This window comes from Ruegeria sp. HKCCD6426 (assembly GCF_057221115.1).
On record NZ_JBWVBF010000005.1, the window covers coordinates 195,002 to 216,212 of the forward strand.

Consider the following 21,211-nt stretch of genomic DNA (forward strand, 5'->3'; position numbering starts at 1 on the left):
TCATGACCTCAGCAGCTTGCCTTCAGGATCGTGAAAAACCGGCTTTGTAATGGTGACCGCGATCACCCCGTCACGCAGCCGGACATGTGCGGTTTCGCCCTGCCGGGAATGGCCGTTTTTCAGCAGAGCCAGCCCAACCCAACGGTCATTCACCACGCTCCAGACGCAGGCAGTCACAAGACCCTCAGTCGCTTCTTTCCGACCTCCGGGAGTGAGCGGTGCGCCTTCGGGAATTTGCCGGTTGGGGTCTTCCGGCAAAATCCCAACCAGCTCTCGCCGAGTACCACCGCCTGCACGGCGCAACGCAACCGAGCGTTTGCCTATGAAGTCAGGCTTCTTCTTCGACATGACCCAACCCATGCCCAGATCATAGGCGTCGACGGTGCCATCCACCTCGTGCCCCAGCGACAGAAAACCTTTTTCGACCCGCAGCACGTGACTGGATTCCGAGCCGACCGGCAGAATGCCAAAGGGCGCGCCAGCCTCCATTACCTTGTCCCATAGCGCAGCCATATGGCGAGGTGCGACGTTGACTTCATATGACAACTCGCCAGTGAAACTGACCCTCACGACCCGAGCGGGGAACCCCGCAACCGTACCGTCGCGGAAAGACATGAAGGGAAACGCTTCCGGCGAGAGGTCGATATCTGTACCAAGTGCCTGCATGACCTCGCGCGCTTGGGGACCGCAGATGGTGGCGTTGTTCCATTGGCTGGTGACAGTGGTGATCATCACCTGCCAGTCAGGGAACTCGGTCTGCAGCAGCTTTTCCATATGCTGGTTCACCGCATCCGCATGCCCGGTTGAGGTTGAGATCATCCAGCGGTGCTCATCCAGCCGGAACGCTACCCCGTCGTCCAGGATCAGCCCATCCTCTGACAGCATCAGCCCATAACGCCCGTCGCCAGGTTTCAGGCTGGACATGATGTTGGAGTAAATGAAATCGAGGAACTTCGGGACATCACGCCCTTTCAGCTCGAATGTACCCAGGGGCGAACCATCATAGACGCCGACACCCTCACGCACAGCGTGGCATTCGCGGTTCACGGCTTCTTGCAAACCTTCACCTTGCTTCGGGAAGTAACCCGGGCGACGCCAGCGTGCACCGGCCTCATACATCACCGCGCCATTGTCCTTGTTCCACTGCGTCACCGGCGTGTGCCGATAAGGAAACAGCACTGACTCTTCACGCAATCCACCGATGGCTCCGAAGGACACTGGTGTATAGGGGGAGCGGAACGTAGTTGTTCCAACGTCCTGCAAAGGCACGCCTTTTTGCATCGCTACTGTGCCGATTATGTTGACATTGCCAGTCTTGCCCTGGTCAATCCCCATACCGCCGGTGGTGTATCGTTTGACATGTTCGACGTTTGAGTAGCCTTCGCGCAGAGCCAGATGAACATCGCTGACCGACACATCATTCTGAACATCCAGAAACGCCTTCCCCTGCTGGCCGGGAACGTCAACACGCCACAACGGCTCAATCCCGTAGGCCAGATCTGTACCGCCTTCGATGATCCGGTTCAGCGCCAGATCTCCGGTTGCTGCACCAACGGTTCGACAGGCCTGAACCGCCTGATCAGGAACAAATGCCGCCAATTCTTCATCAAATCGCAAACTACTACGGGACTGCGACCAAAGATGCACGGTTGGATTCCAGCCGCCCGAGTGCCCCAGTAAATCGCACTCGATCCAGCTGCCTTGACCCCCATTTAGGGGTACCGCCTTTACGGCACGAACACCTTTCCGCCCGCGCACATCGCTGGCAACAGTTGCGAAGTGAACTTCAATTCCCGGCACGAGATCAAGAACCTCTAGCGCGACAGCTTTGCGGCTATCCAGGATGGCTGGCACAGAAATCCCTGCAGCCGTCAGATCAGCAGCTACTGCATAAGCACTGTTGTTATTTGTGAAAAGGACGACGCGCTGCCCGGGCGTTACCCCCCAACGGTTGACGTAGGCCTGAACCGACGACGCCAGCATGACCCCTGGGCGATCATTGCCACCAAACACCATGGCGCGTTCTGTTGCCCCTGTGGCAATCACCACCTCTCCGGCACGCACCCGCCAGCTGCGTTCCAGAATACCGTCGCGGCCAGGTTCGCGCTCGTTCACGATCATCAGGTTGTGTTCACGATATGCCCAGACGGTCGCGTTTTGCAGATGGGTGACGTTCTCCATCCTGTCCAGTTCGGCCACAGTGTTGGCCACCCAGTTCATCGCAGGCTTTCTGCCAATAGTCAGGGTTCGATTTAACAGGCTGCCGCCTGCCTCGGTTCCTTCATCTGCCAGAAACACGCGCTTGCCCGCGCGCCCGGCCTCAAGCGCGACCTGCAAACCGGCGGGCCCGGCACCGGCAACCAGAACATCCGCATGGGCATGACGGGCTTCGAAATGCCCCGACGCAGGGGGGCTTGCAGGGGCAGCGGCCAGCCCGGCCACTTTGCGGATCGAGGGTTCGAACAGATGCCAGTTGGGCCATTTGAATGTCTTGTAATAAAACCCCGCCGGGAGGAAACGGGCAAATAGCTGGTTAATGCCACCCAGATCGAACTCTGGCGACGGCCAGCAATTGACCGACCGCGCGCTCAACCCTTCACGCAGCGGTACAGTGGTAACTGGGCAGTTGCCCGAGGCGTCTTCGCCGTCCAGCTCTACCAGTGTTGCGGGTTCTTCGGGCCCATGGCCAATGATGCCGCGAGGACGGTGGTATTTGAAACTACGGGCGGTGACGCGGACACCGTTGGCCAGCAGAGCTGAGGCCAGTGTATCCCCTTCATAGCCTTCATAATGCTTACCGTTGAACGTAAAGCGAAGCGGGCGGTTTCGATTGATGCGCCCGCCTTCAGCGCGGCGGTTACTTTGCATCATCGGGCACCTCTGCGATGTCATGGGTGCGGGTATCGCGCCAAATCGTCAGCCATTCACCGCAGCCACGCGCGTGCCACCACTTTTCCTGCACTGGCCCCAAGGGGTTCGGTGCCACGGTAAGGTATTCGACCCATTCAACGTCATTGACTGCGTTAGGGTCAGGCCGATCGGCTCCGACAGGGCCGCCGTAGATAAATTCGCTTTCATTGCGTTTGCCACAGAAAGGGCAGGGTATAAGCAACATGATCCTGTCCTCTCTATCGCGCGGTGGTGGTACCGGCTTCCATCACGAAATCCAGATGGCGGAACCGGTCCATGGTAAACGAGGCCATCAGCGGATGCGGCTCGCCCCTGGCCACCAGATGGGCCAGAGTCAGACCTCCCGCCGGGATCGCCTTGTAACCACCCCACCAACCGGCGGTGACGAACAAACCCGGCACGTCGGTCTGATCCATGATCGGTGAGGCGTCGTGGGCAATGTCCAAGTGCCCGCCCCATTGCCGCATCAGTTTGAGCTTTTTGAAGCTTGGGAACAGCGACAGCATTGCAGTCACCGTGTCTTCGAAGACGTTCTGTTTGATATCGCGGCGAAAACTCTGCCCCATATCGGGTGCGCCGCCGATCACCATTTCGCCCTTGTCGGACTGGCTGAAGTAAAAGCCGCTATCGGGGCAGTTCACGATAACGTCGATCAGAGGCTGCACCGGCTCTGAGACGAAGGCCGTCAGGTTCATCGTACGCAGAGGCAGTTTCAGACCAGCCGTCTCGGTCAAAGTAGTCGTGTGACCCGACACCGCAACAACCACCTTGCTTGCCCGGACCCTGCCACGATTGGTTTCGACTCCTTCGATTGAACCATCTGTGCCACGCAACAGCGATTGCACTGCCGTTTGCTGATGAATCTCGACACCTCGTGCATCAGCCGCGCGCGCGTAGCCCCAGGCTACTGCGTCATGCCGGTTCACGCCCGCATCCGTATGAACCATACCGCAGATCACCGGCAGACGCGCATCCGGCCCGCCCCCGGTCAACGCCGGGATACGGCGGCGCAATTCCTCGGTCGTGATCTGTTCATAGGTCGAACCGTAAATGTCCATCACCAACTGCCGCCGCCTCAGTTCGCGCAGTTTTGGCCAGGTTTGGACCACGTCCACCATGGTCCGTTTCGAATGCATCATGTTAAAGTTCAGCTCATGCGTGAGACCTTCGTACATCGCGACGGACTTGACGTAGAACGGAACCGACTCATCTCGCATGTAGTTCGACCGAATAGTCACTGTATTGCGCGCAATATTGCCGCCACCCAGCCAACCGCGTTCCAGGACGGCAACATCGGTGATGCCGAATTCCTTGGTCAGGTAGTAGGCAGTCGCCAGCCCATGACCCCCTGCTCCGATCACCACCACATCATAGTGATCTTTCAGGGGTGGGCTGCGCCACGCCAACGGCCAATTTCGATGTCCCGAAAGCGCATTGCGGGCGAGTGAGAACACGGAATAATTTTGCATGGTGGTAATAATATTTATCATCATGCATTTTCAGTCAATAAATTTATTTACCCACGGACAAGCTAATTCCCCTCTATGCGGACCAATGGGGGCGACGGAAGCCAATCTCTTTTCTGGCCTAATTGGAAAATTCAATTAAGCTGTTAACGGAAAGGCGGCATCATGAAACTCCGCGTTGAACAGTTCCATCGACGTCTCGCTGGCAAATGGTCGGCGCGGTCGCTTTGGCCCTGTTTCATCATAAACTGCCGCAGCTCACCCGCCTCGTAACGCCTTGCCGCCCAGGCGCATTGCGCCTGCCTCTAAACCCGCCTCTTCATTCGAGGCGAAGTGGATGGACGTTACATGACACATGCAAATGAACTAAGAACAACTCAGGATGATTATGCCCGCGACGGCGTTGTGCTGCTGAAAAACATCTTGTCGGAAAATTGGCTGACCAAACTCCGTCAAGCGGTCGATACTGAAGTCGCCAAGGGCGATCGTTATTTTGCCTATAAGAATATGCGTGAGAAGCCGGGTGTTTTTCAGGATTACTGCCTCAACTCAGATATCGGGCAGCGCGTGGCCGAGGTGGCAGACAGCCCCTGGGCTTCGCTCATATATGACCAGATCTTTGTGAAAGAACCGGGAACCAAAACACAAACCGGTTGGCACACGGACCAACCATATTGGCCGGTCTCAGGACCGATCATGACAATGTGGATCGCGCTGGATTCGGTAGATCCCGACAACGGAGCCCTGGAATTTGTGCGGGGATCTCACGCCTGGGGCGCGAAATACCGACCCTTCAAAACCGATCAGCTTGGTGGGTTCCTGCACTACATGGAAAAAGACAACCCCGATTACATCGACATGCCGGATTTTGAGGCAAACCGAGCCGAGTACGACATCTTTCACTATCCAAGCATGGAACCCGGTGATGCGCTGGCATTCGACGGCATGACGGTTCATTCAGCGATGGGAAACCGAACCACGACGCGACGCAGACGAGGTTATGCAATCCGGTTCGCGGTAGACGGCGCAATTTATGAACCGCGCGACGCCGTTACCGAATGGCTGCACGACGACACCATGCGCCCCGGCGCGCCATTTGCCGGGGGTCGGTTTCCTATAATCTACCAGGCCGTTTAAATAGCAGAGGGCTGGTACCAGCCCTCTCCTCAAGCTTGCCTGGCGATGCTTTCGGGAGCTTCAGCCTCAATGGCCCGGTCCAGTACGCGACGGAACTGTTTCGCACCTGCATCAAGCCCGAGGTCAATATGGGGCGTTTTGGCGTGTTTCATACCCAGATGAACCTTCTCCAACACCTCTCGGTCTTCGTTGAAGGCCATGTAGGCCCCGTCATTCATGAATTTGGACACTTCCGCATTGTCGGGATCCGAATTGCGGTGCTGGAACCAGAAATACCGTGTTCGATCTTCGTCAATCGGGGTCATGAAATTGTACGATATATTGATGAACGTCTCATCAACTGGTGCTTTGTCATATCCACCAGTTCCAACGGGGGTGTAGATGGACTTGTTCAACCCGATGGCGGGCAGACACATTTCGTAATGCTGCAACCGGTCGCAATCGCCCTCGAATGCGACCAGTTTAGCATAATAGGGCGACGGCGGCTTGTTTTCGATCCAACGCGAGACGATCACACCGCGATCAGTCTTTTCAACATTCAGTGGTTCCTCATCCGTTCCTGCGCCCGCAAACGAAGACACATGGACCCATGCGACATGGCTGGGATCCAGCAGGTTGTCGCAAATCCACAGGTAATGGCAGTCAATATCCAGCACTCCGCCATCTGTCAGACCCCAGGTGGGGTCATCAAAATTCTCAACCGGGAAAATCTTGTCGGGATCAGCCAGAGCCGGATCCCCCATCCAGATCCAAACAAGGCGATAGCGATCCACCACGGGATAAGATTTGACCACCGCCCGCCGCGGAGTCATGCCACGCTGGGTGGGGCTATCAGTGCATTTGCCTGAGCAATCGAAGGTCAATCCGTGGTATCCGCACTCCACCAGATCTCCTTTCAGATTGCCATTCGACAAAGGCAATTTTCGGTGCGGACAGGCGTCTTCCAGTGCCACCGGAGTGCCGTCTTGCTGTCTGTACAGCACGACGTTCTCGCCAAGGAACGTCTCACCCTTCAGCTCGCGACCGATGTCTTTGCTCCAGGCGGCGACATACCAGCAGTTTCTCAGGTACATTGGATAGCTCTCCATATCATCTGATGGCTTGCGCCAGTATGGGCACCAGATCGGCCATGTGCCATGCCGGATTGGTAATGGCTCGTATAAGTCAAACTAATTTTTGGCAGGCACAAGATCTGGAATGTCAGGCTGTGAAGCCACCTCGGCACGAATCCAATTCAGAAACTCACCCACCTTCGGGCTGTCTTTGGTTTCTTGGGGACGTACCAACCAATAGGACAAGGGCGATTGCGTCATCTCGGGAAAGGGTCGAACCAGTCGCCCATCGCACAATGTGTCAATGACCAGAGGTTCACGCCCAAGAGCGACACCCAGGCCTTCGATTGCCGCCTGCACAACCATATTTGATTGCCCCAGCTGCCGCGTACGCAACGGTGCGGGTAAGGTCACGCCACATTGCCGTGCCCAGAAATCCCATGTTGGGCTTGCCGCTCCGTAGGGAAGATTCTCATCCACCAGCAAAGTGTGTTGCGCCAAATCTTCGATCCCCTGAAGGCTCGGCAACAGGGATGGGGCGCACACCGGAAACAACGTCTCGGTCATCAGCAGATCGACCTGATAACCAGCGTAATCCCCCAGACCATACCGAATGCCAACATCGGCATCCGCCCCAGAGAACGGGTTTTGTCCGGTGTCGGTTGCAATCGAAATGGACAGGTCTGGGTGGGCTAGATCAAAGTGTAGCAACCGCGGAAACAGCCAGTTGAAGGCAAAGCCTGGCAGACATGAAATCACGATTGTTCGGTCGTTTCGGGTTTTGTCTCGCAATTGGGTGCAAACATCCGAAATACGGCCCAACCCCTCGGATATCGCGAGAGCGAGTTGCTCGCCTTCGCGTGTCGGGCGCGATTGCCGCGCGCCGCGCACCAGAAGGTCCCTGCCAAGCCATTCCTCCAGCGAGCGTACATGCTGGCTGACCGCACTTTGACTGACACCCAGTTCGGTCGCGGCAGGGGAAAACCCGGAATGGCGGACGACTGCCTCAAAGGCGCGCAGAGCGGAGTAAGGCAGGTTCACAATCATATTAGTCACCCTAATGCCAGCCATAATCACTTTCAAATGGATTAGGCGGCAGGCACGCGCGTAATCTATACTGGGAGCAATCCGGAGGAGACGTGAATGTCCGACATAACGCCCGAGCGTGGTGCGCATAACCTTTTGTTGAACTGTGCCCGTGCAACGGCCGGCGACAGATTGCTGATCGCCTATGAACCGCCGGAATTCGGTTATTTCGACGCGGACAGTGTCGATATAGTCTCTGGGGTGGCGCAATCCATGGGATTGTCCGTGGATGCGGTTGATGTTGGGTTCAACCCGGACAATCCACATCTGTCGCCCGATCTGCTGGCGCGGTTCGAAGCTGCCGACATAATCCTCTTTCTCGCCCGCCTCGGGGACCAGCTGCGTTTCTCCGAAATGCCGCAGGGGAAAAAAATCATAGTAAGTTTTGCACTGACTCGCGAGTTGTTCGGGTCCGGGTTTTCCAACGGGCACCATGACGCGTTCATGGAAATCAAGGCCGGAATCAATTCTGTGCTGAACACGGCAAGTGAAGTGCGGATAACCTGCCCGCTCGGCACAGACGTGCAAGGACGGCCAGAGATGAACCTTGAACCAGCGGGCGACACCTCGATCCTGCGCTTTCCTATGTCGGTGTTTACTCCGGTCCCGGCCCACAGCTTCTCGGGCCGTGTTGCGCTGGAATTTCTGACGGGCACCGGTTCAAAATACTATGACGACTATACAGTCGAATTCGAACGTCCCGTGTTCGCGATCCTGGAAAATGGTCGCCTGACCGGGTTCGAGGGTAATCCTACTGACACAGCCCGGGCCGACGCCCATTATGATCGCGTCGCAGGTCACTTCGGTATCGACCGCAACTTTGTGCACTCTTGGCACGCCGGCATTCACCCCGGCTGCGGCTATCCCTGGGACATGCGCGATAATTTCGAAAGATGGGGTGGAGCCGCCTTTGGGAATCCACGCATCCTGCATTTTCACACCTGTGGTGCCTACGCACCGGGTGAGATCAGCTGGAACGCATTCGATCCGACAATTGTAATCGACGGCGTAAAATTCTGGGACCATGGCGTGTTCCATGCTGATCGGTTGCCGGGCGGAGTTTCCATTCTGGACAGGCATCCCTGTGCGGCCGCTCTGTTCGCGAATCCTGATCCGGATATCGGATTTCGCAAGACGGGATGACCATTCCCGGCTTGATCGAATCACGCCGTGTAACGATAATCCGGGATTAATAGAGCCTGTTCGAGATGGCCCTATGGTGCGGAGCACTCCCGTCTCCGGTGCCGGATAATGCGATGAGGGCAAAGCCCCCGCACCGGCAAATCTGTGGAACTCACATGTCAAAAGCAATCGTTACGCCACTGACTCAGGCCTTGGCCGAAGGAAAGCTAACACGCGCTGAACTGAAAGACTTCATGCAACGCTCGAACGGGCCTGGCCTGCGTCACTTGGCGCTTTGGGTCATTTTGCTCGCCTGTACAACCACCCTTGTAACTCTGGCCTGGAACAGCTGGCTGATCTGGCCCGCAATGTTCCTGCAAGGGGTGGTTTTGGTTCATCACTTCTCGCTACAACACGAATGCGTGCACTACACCGTGTTCCGGACCCGTTGGCTAAACGATCTTGTTGGTCAGATTTGTGGGCTTATCATTGTTCTGCCGCATCGGTTTTTTCGGTACGAGCATTGCGACCATCACACATACACACAACTGACAGGCGAAGATCCTGAACTGATCCCGTTGCCAAAAACACTTGGGCAATACCTGTTGTATCTGTCCGCACTGCCCTATTGGCGCGGCAAATTCACCGAATTGTTCCGTCATGCCAGTGGACGCCTCAGCGAGGTTGAGCTGCGGTTTATTCCCAAGGTCGAACATCAAGCCGTTTATCGAGATGCGCGGAGGATGCTAGCCATCTACGCGGCAGTCTTTCTGGCCATGGCCTTGACTGGCTGGTGGGGCCTGGTCTGGTACTGGATCATACCGCTGTTACTGGGCGAGCCGGTAATGCGTTTTGTTCGGATGACTGAGCATGTCGGACGGCCGACTGTGGCCGAGATGTCGGAGAATACACGCACAAATCTGGTGTCCGCCCCATGGGCTTTCCTTTGCTGGAACATGAACTACCACGCGGAACATCACTATGTGGCCTCGGTACCTTTCCATACCTTGCCGCGACTGCATGAGAAGCTGAAAGATCACATCTTCGTCGAACCCGGTGGATATCTCGCCGCGCATCGCGACATTCTGCGGCAGATCTTGCGAAACAGACGCCAGCAAAAGGCAGGGGTTTGATCCATGGCAGGGGAGAAACCGTGGCGGGATGTGATTGAAGCATCCCGGCTTGAGAAGAACTGGGTTACGCGCGTTGAAATCGGAACTCGGTTGATCGCCATCTATGATACGCCCAGCGGGGTCTTTGCCTCGCTGGCGCTGTGCAATCATGGCGGCGCGGACCTGTGTGACGGGTATTTCGATGGCCATGTCATCGAGTGCCCGCTGCATCAGGGCGCCTTCGATGTGCGGGATGGAAGGCCTGTTTCCGCACCTGCCACACGTTCGATGAAAGTGTTTGAAACGCGGATCGAAAACGGCATTGTGCAGGTAAGGGTTTGAAGGATTCCGGCCCTTTTGTCTTAGGCGGGGCCGACAAGCCAGACATGATCACATATCCCGGAAGGGCGTCGATACGTGCAATCCCTACGCGCACTTTAGGATTTGGCAAAAGTGAGCCGTCGCAACGTAGTGGAAAACTTCGTTCACGGAAAAGGACAGCCATTGCTGGATGTCGCCGTAATCATCATGTGTCACCGGAACCCAGTCCGCCGCGCCATACTTCTGCACCAGTGTAAATCATGATTGCTGTGCTGTCGCGCAGAACAAATCCAACATCGACAACAGCAAGCGGACTTTGTGACAGCTACTCGATAAACTGAAGTCATAAAGCCGTATCATCCGGGCGCGATTACTATTGCTTCTCAGACCGTTTCTCGAGCCTTGCGAAGATGCGACTGAGACCAAAGCATACGATAAAGTAAAAGGCGGCCGTGGTGATCCACGCCTCAAAGATCATGCGAGATGATGCGACAAGTTCAACTGTCTTGTAGGTCAGCTCCTGCACCGAAATCAGTGACAGGATCGAGCTGTCTTTAATCAGCGAGATAAACTGATTGGCAAGGGGCGGCACCACTTTCTTCATCGCTTGCGGCAGGACCACATAACGCAGCTCCTGAAGTCGGCTCATACCGATCGAACGTGCCGCTTCGCGCTGACCTTTCGGAATTGACTGAATTCCGGCCCGAACAATCTCGCCGACAAAGGCGCTTTCGAACAGGGCCAGTACGATGACGCCTGAGACAAGCGACGGGAAACGACGCATTTCACCGAAGAAAAACACCCAGATCTGATTGTCTTCCTGCCGAGCGATCCCCCTCGCCCAACGTTCCAGGTTGAGTGCATCAATCAACTGCTGGGATAGGAAGAAAAAGAAAATAAAGACAACGACGACCGGCGGCACGTTACGCAGAAACTCAAGGTAAGTTCGTGCCAGCATTCGGATCGTCAGGTTGGCCGAACACCGCGCAACACCCAGAATTGTGCCAAGTATCAACGCCAGAATGCCCGAGTAGATGCTGATGCGGACCGTCGCAGCCAGCCCTTGCAACAGGAGGTTGGCAAAATACTCCTCGCGGCTGGAATGCCAGCCGACGATGTATCCTGGGATCAGCTCCCACCGCCATTTGTAGTTCAGCGTGCCTTCGATCGACAGCCAGATGTACCCGAAAAAGACAGTCAGAACTGCCACGATCAGGTAGTCAGGCCATCTCAGTTTCTTCAGGAAGTTTTGCACCGGGCACGCTCCGTGTCAGGTTCGGGGGCGACGAAGCCGCCCCCGATCATTTCAGTTACTGAGCAACCTGATCTGCCCACTCTTCAGTGGCGAACCAGTAGTTGTGGCGCTCTTCCAGCCAACCCGACCGCCACTGCTGTGCAATCCAGTTGTTGAAGAAGTTCATGGCATCTGGGTCGCCCTTGCGTACGCCAAATGCCTCGCCCCTCGGATCATAAAGGTTTTCGAAAGGCACGGTCAGCGTTTCGGGATTGCGTCCGGCTTCACGGTTCGGGGTTGGTTGCGCCGCCATCGAGGCATGAGCATTGCCATTCAGCACCTCTTGGGTCGAGGCACCGTCTTCATCGAACAACAACAGTGTCGCATCCGGGAAGTTTTGTGCGATCACTGCCGCCGGAGTTGCGCCGCGACGGGCCGCAAAGGTCACTTCTGGCTTGTTGAAATCCTCCAGCGTCATGCCTTCGGTCATCGACTTGTTGGCAAGGATGGCCAGTCCTGAATAGGCGTAGGGGTCAGTGAAGTTGATCGTCAGATTTCGCTGCGCAGTCATCGACATGCCGGAAATGATCACATCAAAATTGGACGACACGAGTGCTGGGATAATTCCATCCCATGCGGTTGGTACGAACTCGACTTCAACACCCATGTCTTCAGCTAGTTTGCGACCGACATCCAGTTCGAACCCGATCAGGTCGCCATTCTTGTCGCGCATCGACCACGGAACAAACAGTGACAGTCCGATCCGGATTACGCCGTCCTGCTTGATTGTTTCAATTACACTTTCACTGGACAGTTCCTGCGTTGTGCTTTGCGCCCAGCTAGAGGTCGCGGTTCCAGTTGCCACAACCGCACCGAGTGCAACCCCGAGCATTCTGCGAGAAAGCTTCATCTTGGTTCTCCTTGTTGTCCGACAAATTTTTCAGATTTATTGGTCGACGGCATATTTCTTCTCCAGGTGGCTCACGCCGATCGACAGGATCAGGGTCACCACCAGATAGACCAGTGCGATGGTGAACCAGATTTCGAAACTCATGTAGGTATCGGAAATGATGTTGCGTCCGAACGTGGTCAGTTCAGCAACCGCGATCACACTAACAATCGCAGAAGACTTGATCAGGTGAACGATTTCGCCGGTCATGGGCGGCAGCATGAAGCGAACGGACTGTGGCAGTATGATATAGCGATAAGACTGATAGGTCGTCATCCCGATGGACTTAGACGCCTCCCACTGGCCTGTGGGAATGGCGTTAATCCCCGCGCGCAGGATCTCGGAAATCAGGGCGGAATGGAAAACGGCCAATGTCAGGATGCTGGCAACATAGCGGTCAAACCCGAATATCGGCCCCAGAACGTAATAAAACAAATAGAGCAGAACCAGCAGAGGGATATTACGGATCAGTTCAAGGTATCCAACCGCGACGGCAGACCCGATCACCAATCCCGACAACCGCAAAAGCGCCACCAGCAGGCCGATGACGGTTGCAAGAAGGAAAGCGGTGACCGACAGCTTTATCGTTGCCACCAGCCCAATCGGGATTTCACCCCATTCAAACCCAATTTCCGTGTTGCGGTACAGGAACTGTGGCACCCTGTACCATTGCCAATTATACCCCATGCCCTGCGCACCAACATACGCGCCGTATGCGATAAGCCCCACAATGATCGCGTAGATGGTAATCGAGATCAGAACCGAGTCGAAAAACCGCTTATAGACCGGCGGTTTCGGCAACGGCTGACCTTTTGGCCCTGATATGCCCAAATCGGCCACGTCAATGCGCCAGAATCTGATCCAAGAACAGGCGGCACCGTTCGCTGGATGGGTTGGTAAAGAATTGTTGGGGCGGGGAAACCTCGACGATGCGGCCTGCTTCCATGAAGACCATCGTATCGGCAACTTTTCGGGCAAATCCCATCTCATGGGTAACGACAACCATGGTCATACCGGTATCTGCGAGCTCGACCATAACATCCAGAACCTCGTTGATCATCTCGGGATCCAGCGCGGATGTTGGCTCATCGAACAACATAATCCGAGTTTCCATGCAGAGCGACCGTGCAATGGCCACGCGCTGCTGTTGCCCACCTGACAACTGCGCCGGGTATTTGTCAGCCTGTTCGGGAATGTGTACGCGCTCCAAATAATTGCGGGCGGTTTCTTCGGCCTGCGCTTTAGGGATCTTGCGCACTTTCATCGGGCCGATCATCAGGTTTTCCAATACCGTCAGATGCGGGAACAGATTAAACTGCTGAAAAACCATACCCACTTCCTGACGAAGCTCACGGATTTCCTTGGCACCGTCATACACCTCGATCCCGTCAATCACGAGACGGCCGGAATTGTGCCATTCCAATCCGTTGAAACAGCGGATCAGAGTGGATTTTCCAGATCCAGATGGGCCACAAATCACGACTTTCTCACCCTGATGCACCGTCAGATCGATGCTCTTCAACGCGTGAAACGAGCCGTAGTACTTATCCAGATTGGTCACTTCAATCATCGGAGTGGCTTGGTTCATGTTGCGCCTGTCTGGGTTCGGGACATCATGTTCGAGTGTCCATTGCGGTGATGAGTGTGGTGTGCATTCTTTGCAATTCTCCACATGGTCGCCGAGTAGATCTCCGGTCGCAGGGCGGCATGAGAACCGATGAAACAGCCAGTTCCAGCCAGGCGCTGGGATTGAGCGGGGCAATCGGGCAAGGCTTCAGAATCCTCAAATTCGTTGCACTCTGATTAATATGGTTGCTTAATATGCAATACTCGTCAATAAAAAACTCATGGGACAGAATTACAGCGCCCAAATTTCGAGCTGACGACCAAGGGAGGAACCGCGAATGTCTGCCTGGATCAGGATGATTTCCGATGAAGATGCCGACGAGCAGCTGAAGGCCACTCTGGATCTGGCGCGGACGCCACATGGAACAGTAGACAATGTCATGCGCGTTCATTCCCTGCGGCCTAACACCATGAAGGGGCACGTGATTTTGTATCGCGCTTGTCTGCACGATCAGGCCAACACAGTTCCGATGTGGTTTCAGGAAGTGATCAGCTCTTACGTTTCCACGCTAAACACCTGCCCCTATTCTTACGCCAACCACTGGACAAATGCCCGACATCTGATCGACGACGACTCGCGGGCCGACGAAATCGAGGCCGCGCTTAAGGCGCGTTGCCCGCAGGATGCGTTCGACGGCGCCCATCTTGCAGCGCTGAATTATGCCGAGAAACTGACACTATCACCAGGCGCCATGACCGAAGCTGACGTCGCTGCCCTGAAAATAACAGGATGGGAAGATGGTGAAATCCTCGAAATCAATCAGATCGTAGGATACTTCAACTACGCGAACCGCTTGTTGAACGGGCTGGGTGTGACAACTGACGGCGATGTTGTGGGATATTACAGCAACGATTGATAGGACAGATCATGCAGGGAGACCCTCCGGGAAGACAGATCGACCGCGCAATCGGCTCATCGCTCAGAGAACTGCGTCAAAGCCGCAAGCAATCGGCTCGCCGACTGGCCGAACAGTCGGGAATCTCCGCCGCGATGGTCAGCCGAATTGAGAATGGGCTTGTCTCACCGTCGATCGACACGCTGGCGGCGCTTGCCGAGGCCCTTGAAGTTCCGATCGTGTCTTTGTTCCGCGAAGCCCGCACCGACCATACTGACTATACCCTAGTACGTCACGGCGAAGGCTTGAAGTCGACGCGGATCGCAGGCGGGCATAGTCATGAGTATGTCAATCTAGCACTGCACTCGCGCAAAGATCTGCGATTTCAGGCGCGGCGCGTCACACTGTTGCGCGACGGCGGACAGCCGCCCACCTATGTCGGGCATGGCGTCGTCTTTGTACAAGCACTCGAGGGAGAGGCCGTCTACCGTTACGGCGACGCCCGGTTCAAACTTAAGACGGGCGACAGTATCAGCGTGGACGCAGAACTGAACCACGGTTTTGAAGAGGTTCTGACCCCTGAGTTTGTCTTTCTGACCGTTCAGGCTGAGCGGCCGTGATGCCCCGGTAATATGGCTCTTGCAGTCGACCTTGACCTGACCCGCGGATCCATTTCGGGACACTTCCGAACGCTGGCGGTGCCTGGTGCGGTTGGGATGCTATTCAGCACACTCTACAACGTCGTGGACATTTTTTTTGCCGGACTGTTGTCGACAAGTGCACAGGCCGGACTGGCCCTTGGTTTTCAGGCGTTTTTCATCGCGATGTCAGTGGGCGTCGGCCTTGGTGCCGCCATGAGCGCACTGGTTGGAAATGCTCTTGGAGCGGGAAACCACCGCATGGCTCGGCGTCTGGCCGCACAGGGAATGACCTTTGGCTTCATCGCCGCCGGTCTGCTCGCGTTGGCGGGGCTTTGGTATGGGCCGGCCTTGATACACTTGGTCTCGGTACCGGGCGAATATCGCGATGCCGGAATGCGCTATTTCTATTGGCTTCTCTTGGCGTTGCCCGGGTTTTTGTTGGCGCATGGGTGTAATGGTATCTTGCTGGCGCATGGCGATGCCGTGTCCATGCAACGAGCACTGATCATTGCATTTTTCGCCAATATCGGGCTGAATCCCTTGCTGATCTACGGTATTCCCGGGTTGGTTCCGGGTATCGGATTTGACGGTTTGGCGGCATCCACCGTGATCAGCCAGACCGGTGTAATGGCGTACATGATCCGGCAGGTTCTGAGGCGACGTCGGATGAAGCGGATGCGAGCCGCGTATTTCGCACCTCGCCTGAAACGATTTGCTGAAATCTCCGTTCAAGTGTTGCCAACAGCTGTGTCCTTCATGGTGATGTTGCTGTCTGGCTTTGTCATGCAATTTGCTCTCAAGATATTTGGAGAGCACGCAATAGCCGGGTTCGGTATCGCCATCCGGCTGGAACAAATCCTGCTTCTGCCCGTGCTTGGTGTCACCGGCGCTCTGCTACCAATTGCATCACAGAATTATGGAGCGCGCGAGTATCACCGCATGCGCAACGCCCTGTTTTATTGTTGGAAAGTTGGGTTTGTCATGACAGCAGTCGCTGCCCCCATCTTGTGGTTTCTGGGGCCATTCGTAATGCGTTTTTTCACCAACGACCCCGAGGTCATTCGGGTTGGCGTCAGCTACCTGCGCGTCGACAGTTTGATTTTGCCGTTTTACATGATGCTGTTTTCTATAAACTCACTGCTTCAGGCCCTCAAAAGACCCATTTGGACAGTTTGGATCAGCCTGTACCGCCAGGGTTTCGGCGTTGCATTCTTTGTCTGGGTGTTTGTCGGCCTGTGGGACTTCAGCGAAATCGGCGTATGGTTTGGAACCGCGACGGCTGTTGTCACCGGGTGGGTTATTGCGTTGCTCATGACAACATATGTTGCAAGGCGGGAAATGGGTGGCCTCTGGAGACCTTCACGCCCCGCCTGACCAGACGCGACCGAGCTGCAATCATCATACAAAGAAGGGAGCGACAAAGCCCCTGTGACACAGTAGCTGCGGGCACCCGTACCGCCCGCCGTTGATTTTTCGATACCAAGACTAACGTCGACGAGGTCATCGCCTACCAGCTACAAGCGCCACCACTTTTCTCCTCAGATCATTGCTCACGCAGTGTGCTTTACTTTTGAGCTTGCGCGAAAATGAAGAGATGCTGCTGCAATGTGGTATCGATGCGTTTTATGAGACTCGAGACTAAGGAGCGCCGTTTCTTAGGTGCCCTGTTTGCGTAAGATTTTTTAGGCAGTCGCTCGAAGCTTGCCGTGTCTGACTATTCGGCAATTTCTGCAAGCAGTTTCTTGGCAATAGCTTGATCGTCAACGCAATCTCCATCTGCAATTTTGTTGCTAGCAGACTCGAGGACGAAAATTGCTTCGTTCACCCGACCGCTTACCTGCCACAGAGTGGCAAGGTTAATGGCCGCCCGCAGTTCCCATGTTTTCGCGCCCTGTTCCCTTGCAACTTTCAGCGCTTCTGTAAAACAACCCTCTGCGGTTTTCCCGTCGCCGGTTTTCACCGCAATGACACCTTCGAGACGCAACAGATCGCTCTTAATGAAGTTCTCATGGGTTTCACGGAGTGCATGCCGTGACTGCGCCGCGAACATTTCTCCGAGGTTCATTTGGCCCGCGCCAAGAGCTTTCCATGCAGCCAAATTTCTGAATATTGGCAAGTATAGACGCGCGTTCAATTCCTCATACGTAACTTCAAACCTATTGTAGGAGTTTACCCACTCATCGTCTTCTTCGACCCCCGTGGCCAATGCGTTAATGGCATCAACGTAAATGCGCATTTGTTTCAAGCCGAATTTTTCACTTGTTTCCTGAAGCACATCGGCATGCCGACGGGCTGAAGAATGGGATCGGTTCAGTAGCTCACGCAGCCCAACGTGCATGTGCACATAACAGATCGTGGTCGCGTGATCAGTTTTCGATGCTGCGTCCTCTGCTCTTTTCGCCATAAAGTCGGATTCTTGCGTTCTGCCCAGACACCAAAGGTTTAGTGATTGATAAGCATAAATTGCAGCACCCGGATCTTGCCCGAAGCGGCTTTCAAATCCACTGTTTTCCGCGGGCACATATAGATTTAAAGCACGGTCAAACTCAGCTTTCGCTGATTGGAACTTACCAAGCATGCAGCATGAAACACCTATCAGACGGGCACTGATCATTTTGTTGACACGAACACCTGAAGTTGTTGCTTCAGTTGCGACGTGTCGTGCTATTCTTAGGGCTTCCTCATGCCTTCCTGTCATCAGATTTCCCACCCATAGACCATAAAGCGCAGGAAACCTAAGCGGTGAATCTCCAAGCTGCTCGGCCAAAGACAAGGCAACTTTATATGCCTCAGCCGTTTCGTCCGCAGCGTAACCATGCAGAGCCAGCAGTAAGGGCGCAATCTGCACCTGGAGGTCCAGCGCTCGCTTCAACCCTTCAGGCTCCTCCGCATTAGGTTTTTGGCTATTCAGGCTGAAGGCCCGTCTAAGGTGCGAAACCGCTTCTTCGAATGCGGGCCTTGCAAATGCAACTTTGCTTGCACTTTCCCATAGGTCTATTGCCCGATCAGTTTGGCCTGCGGCTTCAGCATGTGCCGCCAGTACTTCCGGCGCAATGTCGGCATCGTTTTCGAACGCGGCCAAGATGCGCGTATGAACTGCCCTGCGCTTTTCTTTCAGCAGGCTTTCATACGCGGCATCCCGAACCAGTGCGTGTTTAAATATATAGGTGGCCTCGGGCGGTAAACCGCGCCGATAGATCAGCTCCGCCGTGATCAAGCCCTCTAACGCAGCTCGGAGTTCGTCCTCTGGAAGGTGCGTAACCTTCGCCAGAAGGTCGTGGCTAAACTGACGTCCGATACAAGCAGCCGTCTGCGCCACATCCTTGATCGGTTGCAATCGGTCCAGTCGTGCCATCAAACTATCATGCAGAGTGGTCGGAATGGCCACAGCACTCAGCGGACCAACCATGACGAGTTGGTCACTCTCTTCTTTCAGCACACCAGATTCAAGGATCGTTTTGGTCAGTTCTTCTACAAAAAGAGGGACACCATCTGTGCGCTGAGCAATAATTTCCATTATCTCGTCCGGCAACGCCTTGCCGCCCGTCAGTTTTCCAGCAATGGCCACGATCTGATCTTTGCCCAGCCTGTTGAGTGCAAAGCGTGTCACAAGTGGATGCCCGCCAAACCCGTGTTCGAAACTTGGCCGCGCTGTTGCAAGGATCATGACCGGCTGTTTCGTGATCGCATCCAAAATAAGGTCAAGAAGCTCAAGCGAGGTTGGGTCAATCCAGTGCAGATCCTCGTAGATCAACAGCACAGGCTTTTCCGAGGCTTGTTGCGCCAGCAGCCGGATCAATGCCTGCATGGTATGTGCGCGCAATTGGACAGGTGTCAGGTTATGGTCACCATAGCGCTGTGTGCCATTTAATCCCAGCATCGGCGCGATCAACCTCAGCGTATCTTGATCCTTTCCTATCAGCTCCTCGAGCTTGTCAAGACGCGCCGCTAAATCATCATTCGCTGTGAAGCCGGCGGCAAAAGACAACTGCTGAATGATTGGGTAAAATGCGCTATCTGTATGATAAGGCGAGCATTGATAAGTGATACGGATATGATCGTCATGCGAAATGCTGTCGACAACCGCCCGCGTGATGCGAGATTTACCAATACCTGCTTCGCCGCTGACAACGGTCATTTGACCTTGCCCCGCCCGAGCCAAAGACCAACGTTCGAGCATCAGCTCTATCTCGTGGTCTCGCCCTATGATGGGGGTCAGGGCTCCAGATTGCCGGGCGGCAAACCGACTTTCGACTGCCTTTTCACCTTCGACAGCAAAAGTTTCGACCGGCGCGCCAACACCTTTCAATCGTTGCTTACCAATGGGCTTCAGCTTGAAGGTGCCGCCCAACAGCCGCTGGGTTTCGTAAGGTAGCACAAGCTGGTTTGGCTGAGCGATACCTTGCAATCTTGCCGCCAGATTGGGCGTTTCGCCAACCACAGCGGCTTCCTGTGATGCGCCGCTGCCCACCAAGTCACCAACAATGACAATCCCGGTGGCAATTCCAACACGGGTCGCAAGGGCGGTACCGTCAGGTGCCTTTGTATTCTGCACGCTGGTGATGACCTCTAGTCCAGCTCGCACCGCGCGGTCCGCATCATCTTCGTTAGCGCGGGGCCACCCGAAATAACACAGCACCCCATCGCCCATGAATTTGGCGACAAACCCTTCATGGCGCCCAACTACACCCGCGACAGTGTTTTGGTAGTTTGTTATGACATTGCGCATGTCTTCAGGATCGATACGTCCGGCTATCTCCGTCGACCCGACGAGATCGACAAACATGACTGTCAGGTGGCGGCGCTCCGCATCTATAGAAGAATTGTGTGACGCCTCGGTTGACTCAGTCGAATTCGCGCTTTCGGAAGAAGATCCATGGTCGAAGTTGCCTAGCAAGGTTTGGGAAACTGCGTCCATGATCCTGCGACGAGGTCCGATTGGCAGTCCAAGTTCCTTGAGATCGTCCTTATCCAGACTTGGCAATATCTCCAAATCAATCTCGGCTTTGGCAAAGGCTTCAGAGTATTTTTCCAACCCCAGTTCGGCCAGCCAGCTTTGAATATCCTGCAAATCAAACTCCTCCCCCTGCTATTGCGGACGAGCAAAAATCCAATAATGTTCAACTCTAGCCGCAACGAGAGTTGCTTGTCATGTTTGGATATTTCTTTGGAACGAACCGACCACAGTATTTGTGCCAACGGACGCCACCCAGGCATGTGAGACACAACGGGTCCTTGATTGCGATCCAGCAACAGCGAACAGCTTGGATTATAGCTGTATTTTCAGGAACAGATCATAGGCGTAATACGCCAATGTCACATGCATAAATACTAATTCATTTTCAATAGCCTAAGGCTCTATGTCCAATTTGGGAGTATATTCAGCAATGCAGGAGCTTTACATTTCCAGCCAAAAAAAATTCCTCCGTGTGTCTGGATCGATTGATGGATCGGTTGTTTTTTGAGCTTGCAGATGCAGCCGAGAACCCCGCCCGCAAAATTGCGTTGTCTGAAGGGGCGGTTAGAAACCTCTCTCAAATCACGGAAAGCGTTTGACTTGGTTAAATCCAATCAACCCGAACATGGAAGTGACAGGACCGGCAGACCCGCCGCCTCCATTTGCGGGAATTAAGTGATTGTGAAGAGGACTAACCCTATGCGGACGAAGTGATTTTTCGCTGCGATTGCACCGATGTCGGCTTTGGGGGACTCAACAAAG

Annotated in this window: 17 protein-coding genes; 7 read left to right on the forward strand and 10 right to left on the reverse strand. The window is 54.9% G+C overall.

Annotation, left to right across the window (positions count from 1 at the left end):
• Genes AC2TDA_RS15875 through AC2TDA_RS15885 form a run of 3 tightly spaced genes read right to left on the reverse strand, consistent with a single transcriptional unit; the run spans position 1 to position 4,403 of the window.
• Positions 1-2,871, reverse strand: a complete 2,871-nt coding sequence (locus AC2TDA_RS15875; RefSeq protein ID WP_480879654.1) for a 2Fe-2S iron-sulfur cluster-binding protein — start codon at positions 2,869-2,871, stop codon at positions 1-3.
• Positions 2,858-3,115 carry a sarcosine oxidase subunit delta gene (locus AC2TDA_RS15880; RefSeq protein ID WP_480847248.1) on the reverse strand — a complete coding sequence of 86 codons (258 nt, stop codon included), beginning with the start codon at positions 3,113-3,115 and terminating at the stop codon, positions 2,858-2,860. Before AC2TDA_RS15880 ends, AC2TDA_RS15875 begins: the two co-directional genes overlap by 14 nt.
• 13 nt (positions 3,116-3,128) lie before the next feature.
• A complete protein-coding gene (locus tag AC2TDA_RS15885) occupies positions 3,129-4,403 on the reverse strand; it encodes an FAD-dependent oxidoreductase (RefSeq protein WP_480879656.1) in 1,275 nt (424 codons plus the stop codon).
• A 321-nt stretch (positions 4,404-4,724) separates the two neighbouring features.
• On the opposite strand from AC2TDA_RS15885, the gene AC2TDA_RS15890 reads away from it, so the two are divergent.
• Positions 4,725-5,513 (forward strand): phytanoyl-CoA dioxygenase family protein, encoded by a 789-nt coding sequence (locus AC2TDA_RS15890; RefSeq protein ID WP_480879657.1) that lies wholly within the window; start codon positions 4,725-4,727, stop codon positions 5,511-5,513.
• 29 nt (positions 5,514-5,542) lie between these two features.
• On the opposite strand, the gene AC2TDA_RS15895 is transcribed toward AC2TDA_RS15890, so the two are convergent.
• Both AC2TDA_RS15895 and AC2TDA_RS15900 read right to left on the reverse strand, forming a co-directional pair.
• Positions 5,543-6,586 carry an aromatic ring-hydroxylating dioxygenase subunit alpha gene (locus AC2TDA_RS15895; RefSeq protein WP_480879658.1) on the reverse strand — a complete coding sequence of 348 codons (1,044 nt, stop codon included), beginning with the start codon at positions 6,584-6,586 and terminating at the stop codon, positions 5,543-5,545.
• A gap of 96 nt (positions 6,587-6,682) precedes the next feature.
• Positions 6,683-7,612: a LysR substrate-binding domain-containing protein gene (locus tag AC2TDA_RS15900; RefSeq protein WP_480879659.1), complete on the reverse strand. Its 930-nt coding sequence runs from the start codon at positions 7,610-7,612 to the stop codon at positions 6,683-6,685.
• A 96-nt stretch (positions 7,613-7,708) separates the two neighbouring features.
• Between AC2TDA_RS15900 and AC2TDA_RS15905 the strand changes: the two genes are divergently transcribed.
• The 3 genes from AC2TDA_RS15905 (at position 7,709) to AC2TDA_RS15915 (ending at position 10,227) form a co-directional block, all read left to right on the forward strand.
• On the forward strand, positions 7,709-8,794 hold the full coding sequence (locus AC2TDA_RS15905) for a hypothetical protein (protein ID WP_480879660.1): 1,086 nt from the start codon (positions 7,709-7,711) through the stop codon (positions 8,792-8,794).
• A 155-nt stretch (positions 8,795-8,949) separates the two neighbouring features.
• A complete protein-coding gene (locus tag AC2TDA_RS15910; RefSeq protein ID WP_480879661.1) occupies positions 8,950-9,906 on the forward strand; it encodes a fatty acid desaturase family protein in 957 nt (318 codons plus the stop codon).
• 3 nt (positions 9,907-9,909) lie between these two features.
• Positions 9,910-10,227 carry a non-heme iron oxygenase ferredoxin subunit gene (locus tag AC2TDA_RS15915; protein ID WP_480879662.1) on the forward strand — a complete coding sequence of 106 codons (318 nt, stop codon included), beginning with the start codon at positions 9,910-9,912 and terminating at the stop codon, positions 10,225-10,227.
• Positions 10,228-10,579: 352 nt separating this feature from the next.
• Here AC2TDA_RS15915 and AC2TDA_RS15920 read toward each other — a convergent pair whose 3' ends face one another.
• Genes AC2TDA_RS15920 through AC2TDA_RS15935 form a run of 4 tightly spaced genes read right to left on the reverse strand, consistent with a single transcriptional unit; the run spans position 10,580 to position 13,977 of the window.
• Positions 10,580-11,461: an amino acid ABC transporter permease gene (locus AC2TDA_RS15920; protein ID WP_480847236.1), complete on the reverse strand. Its 882-nt coding sequence runs from the start codon at positions 11,459-11,461 to the stop codon at positions 10,580-10,582.
• Between the two features lie 55 nt (positions 11,462-11,516).
• Positions 11,517-12,350 carry a transporter substrate-binding domain-containing protein gene (locus AC2TDA_RS15925; RefSeq protein WP_480879663.1) on the reverse strand — a complete coding sequence of 278 codons (834 nt, stop codon included), beginning with the start codon at positions 12,348-12,350 and terminating at the stop codon, positions 11,517-11,519.
• A 36-nt stretch (positions 12,351-12,386) separates the two neighbouring features.
• Entirely contained in the window at positions 12,387-13,229 is an 843-nt protein-coding gene (locus AC2TDA_RS15930) for an amino acid ABC transporter permease (protein WP_480879664.1), read from the reverse strand.
• Position 13,230: 1 nt separating this feature from the next.
• Positions 13,231-13,977, reverse strand: coding sequence for an amino acid ABC transporter ATP-binding protein (locus tag AC2TDA_RS15935; RefSeq protein WP_480847230.1), 747 nt, complete (start codon positions 13,975-13,977; stop codon positions 13,231-13,233).
• Between the two features lie 316 nt (positions 13,978-14,293).
• On the opposite strand from AC2TDA_RS15935, the gene AC2TDA_RS15940 reads away from it, so the two are divergent.
• Genes AC2TDA_RS15940 through AC2TDA_RS15950 form a run of 3 tightly spaced genes read left to right on the forward strand, consistent with a single transcriptional unit; the run spans position 14,294 to position 16,866 of the window.
• Positions 14,294-14,872, forward strand: coding sequence for a carboxymuconolactone decarboxylase family protein (locus tag AC2TDA_RS15940; RefSeq protein ID WP_480879666.1), 579 nt, complete (start codon positions 14,294-14,296; stop codon positions 14,870-14,872).
• 11 nt (positions 14,873-14,883) lie between these two features.
• Complete coding sequence (locus AC2TDA_RS15945) at positions 14,884-15,471, forward strand: helix-turn-helix domain-containing protein (RefSeq protein ID WP_480879668.1); 588 nt, start codon at positions 14,884-14,886, stop codon at positions 15,469-15,471.
• Between the two features lie 12 nt (positions 15,472-15,483).
• The gene (locus AC2TDA_RS15950) at positions 15,484-16,866 is read left to right on the forward strand and encodes an MATE family efflux transporter (protein WP_480879669.1); all 1,383 of its coding nucleotides are present in this window, start codon (positions 15,484-15,486) and stop codon (positions 16,864-16,866) included.
• A 340-nt stretch (positions 16,867-17,206) separates the two neighbouring features.
• Here the strand turns inward: AC2TDA_RS15950 and AC2TDA_RS15955 are convergent, their stop codons facing one another.
• Positions 17,207-20,563 (reverse strand): AAA family ATPase, encoded by a 3,357-nt coding sequence (locus tag AC2TDA_RS15955; protein ID WP_480879670.1) that lies wholly within the window; start codon positions 20,561-20,563, stop codon positions 17,207-17,209.
• Positions 20,564-21,211: the final 648 nt, after the last annotated feature.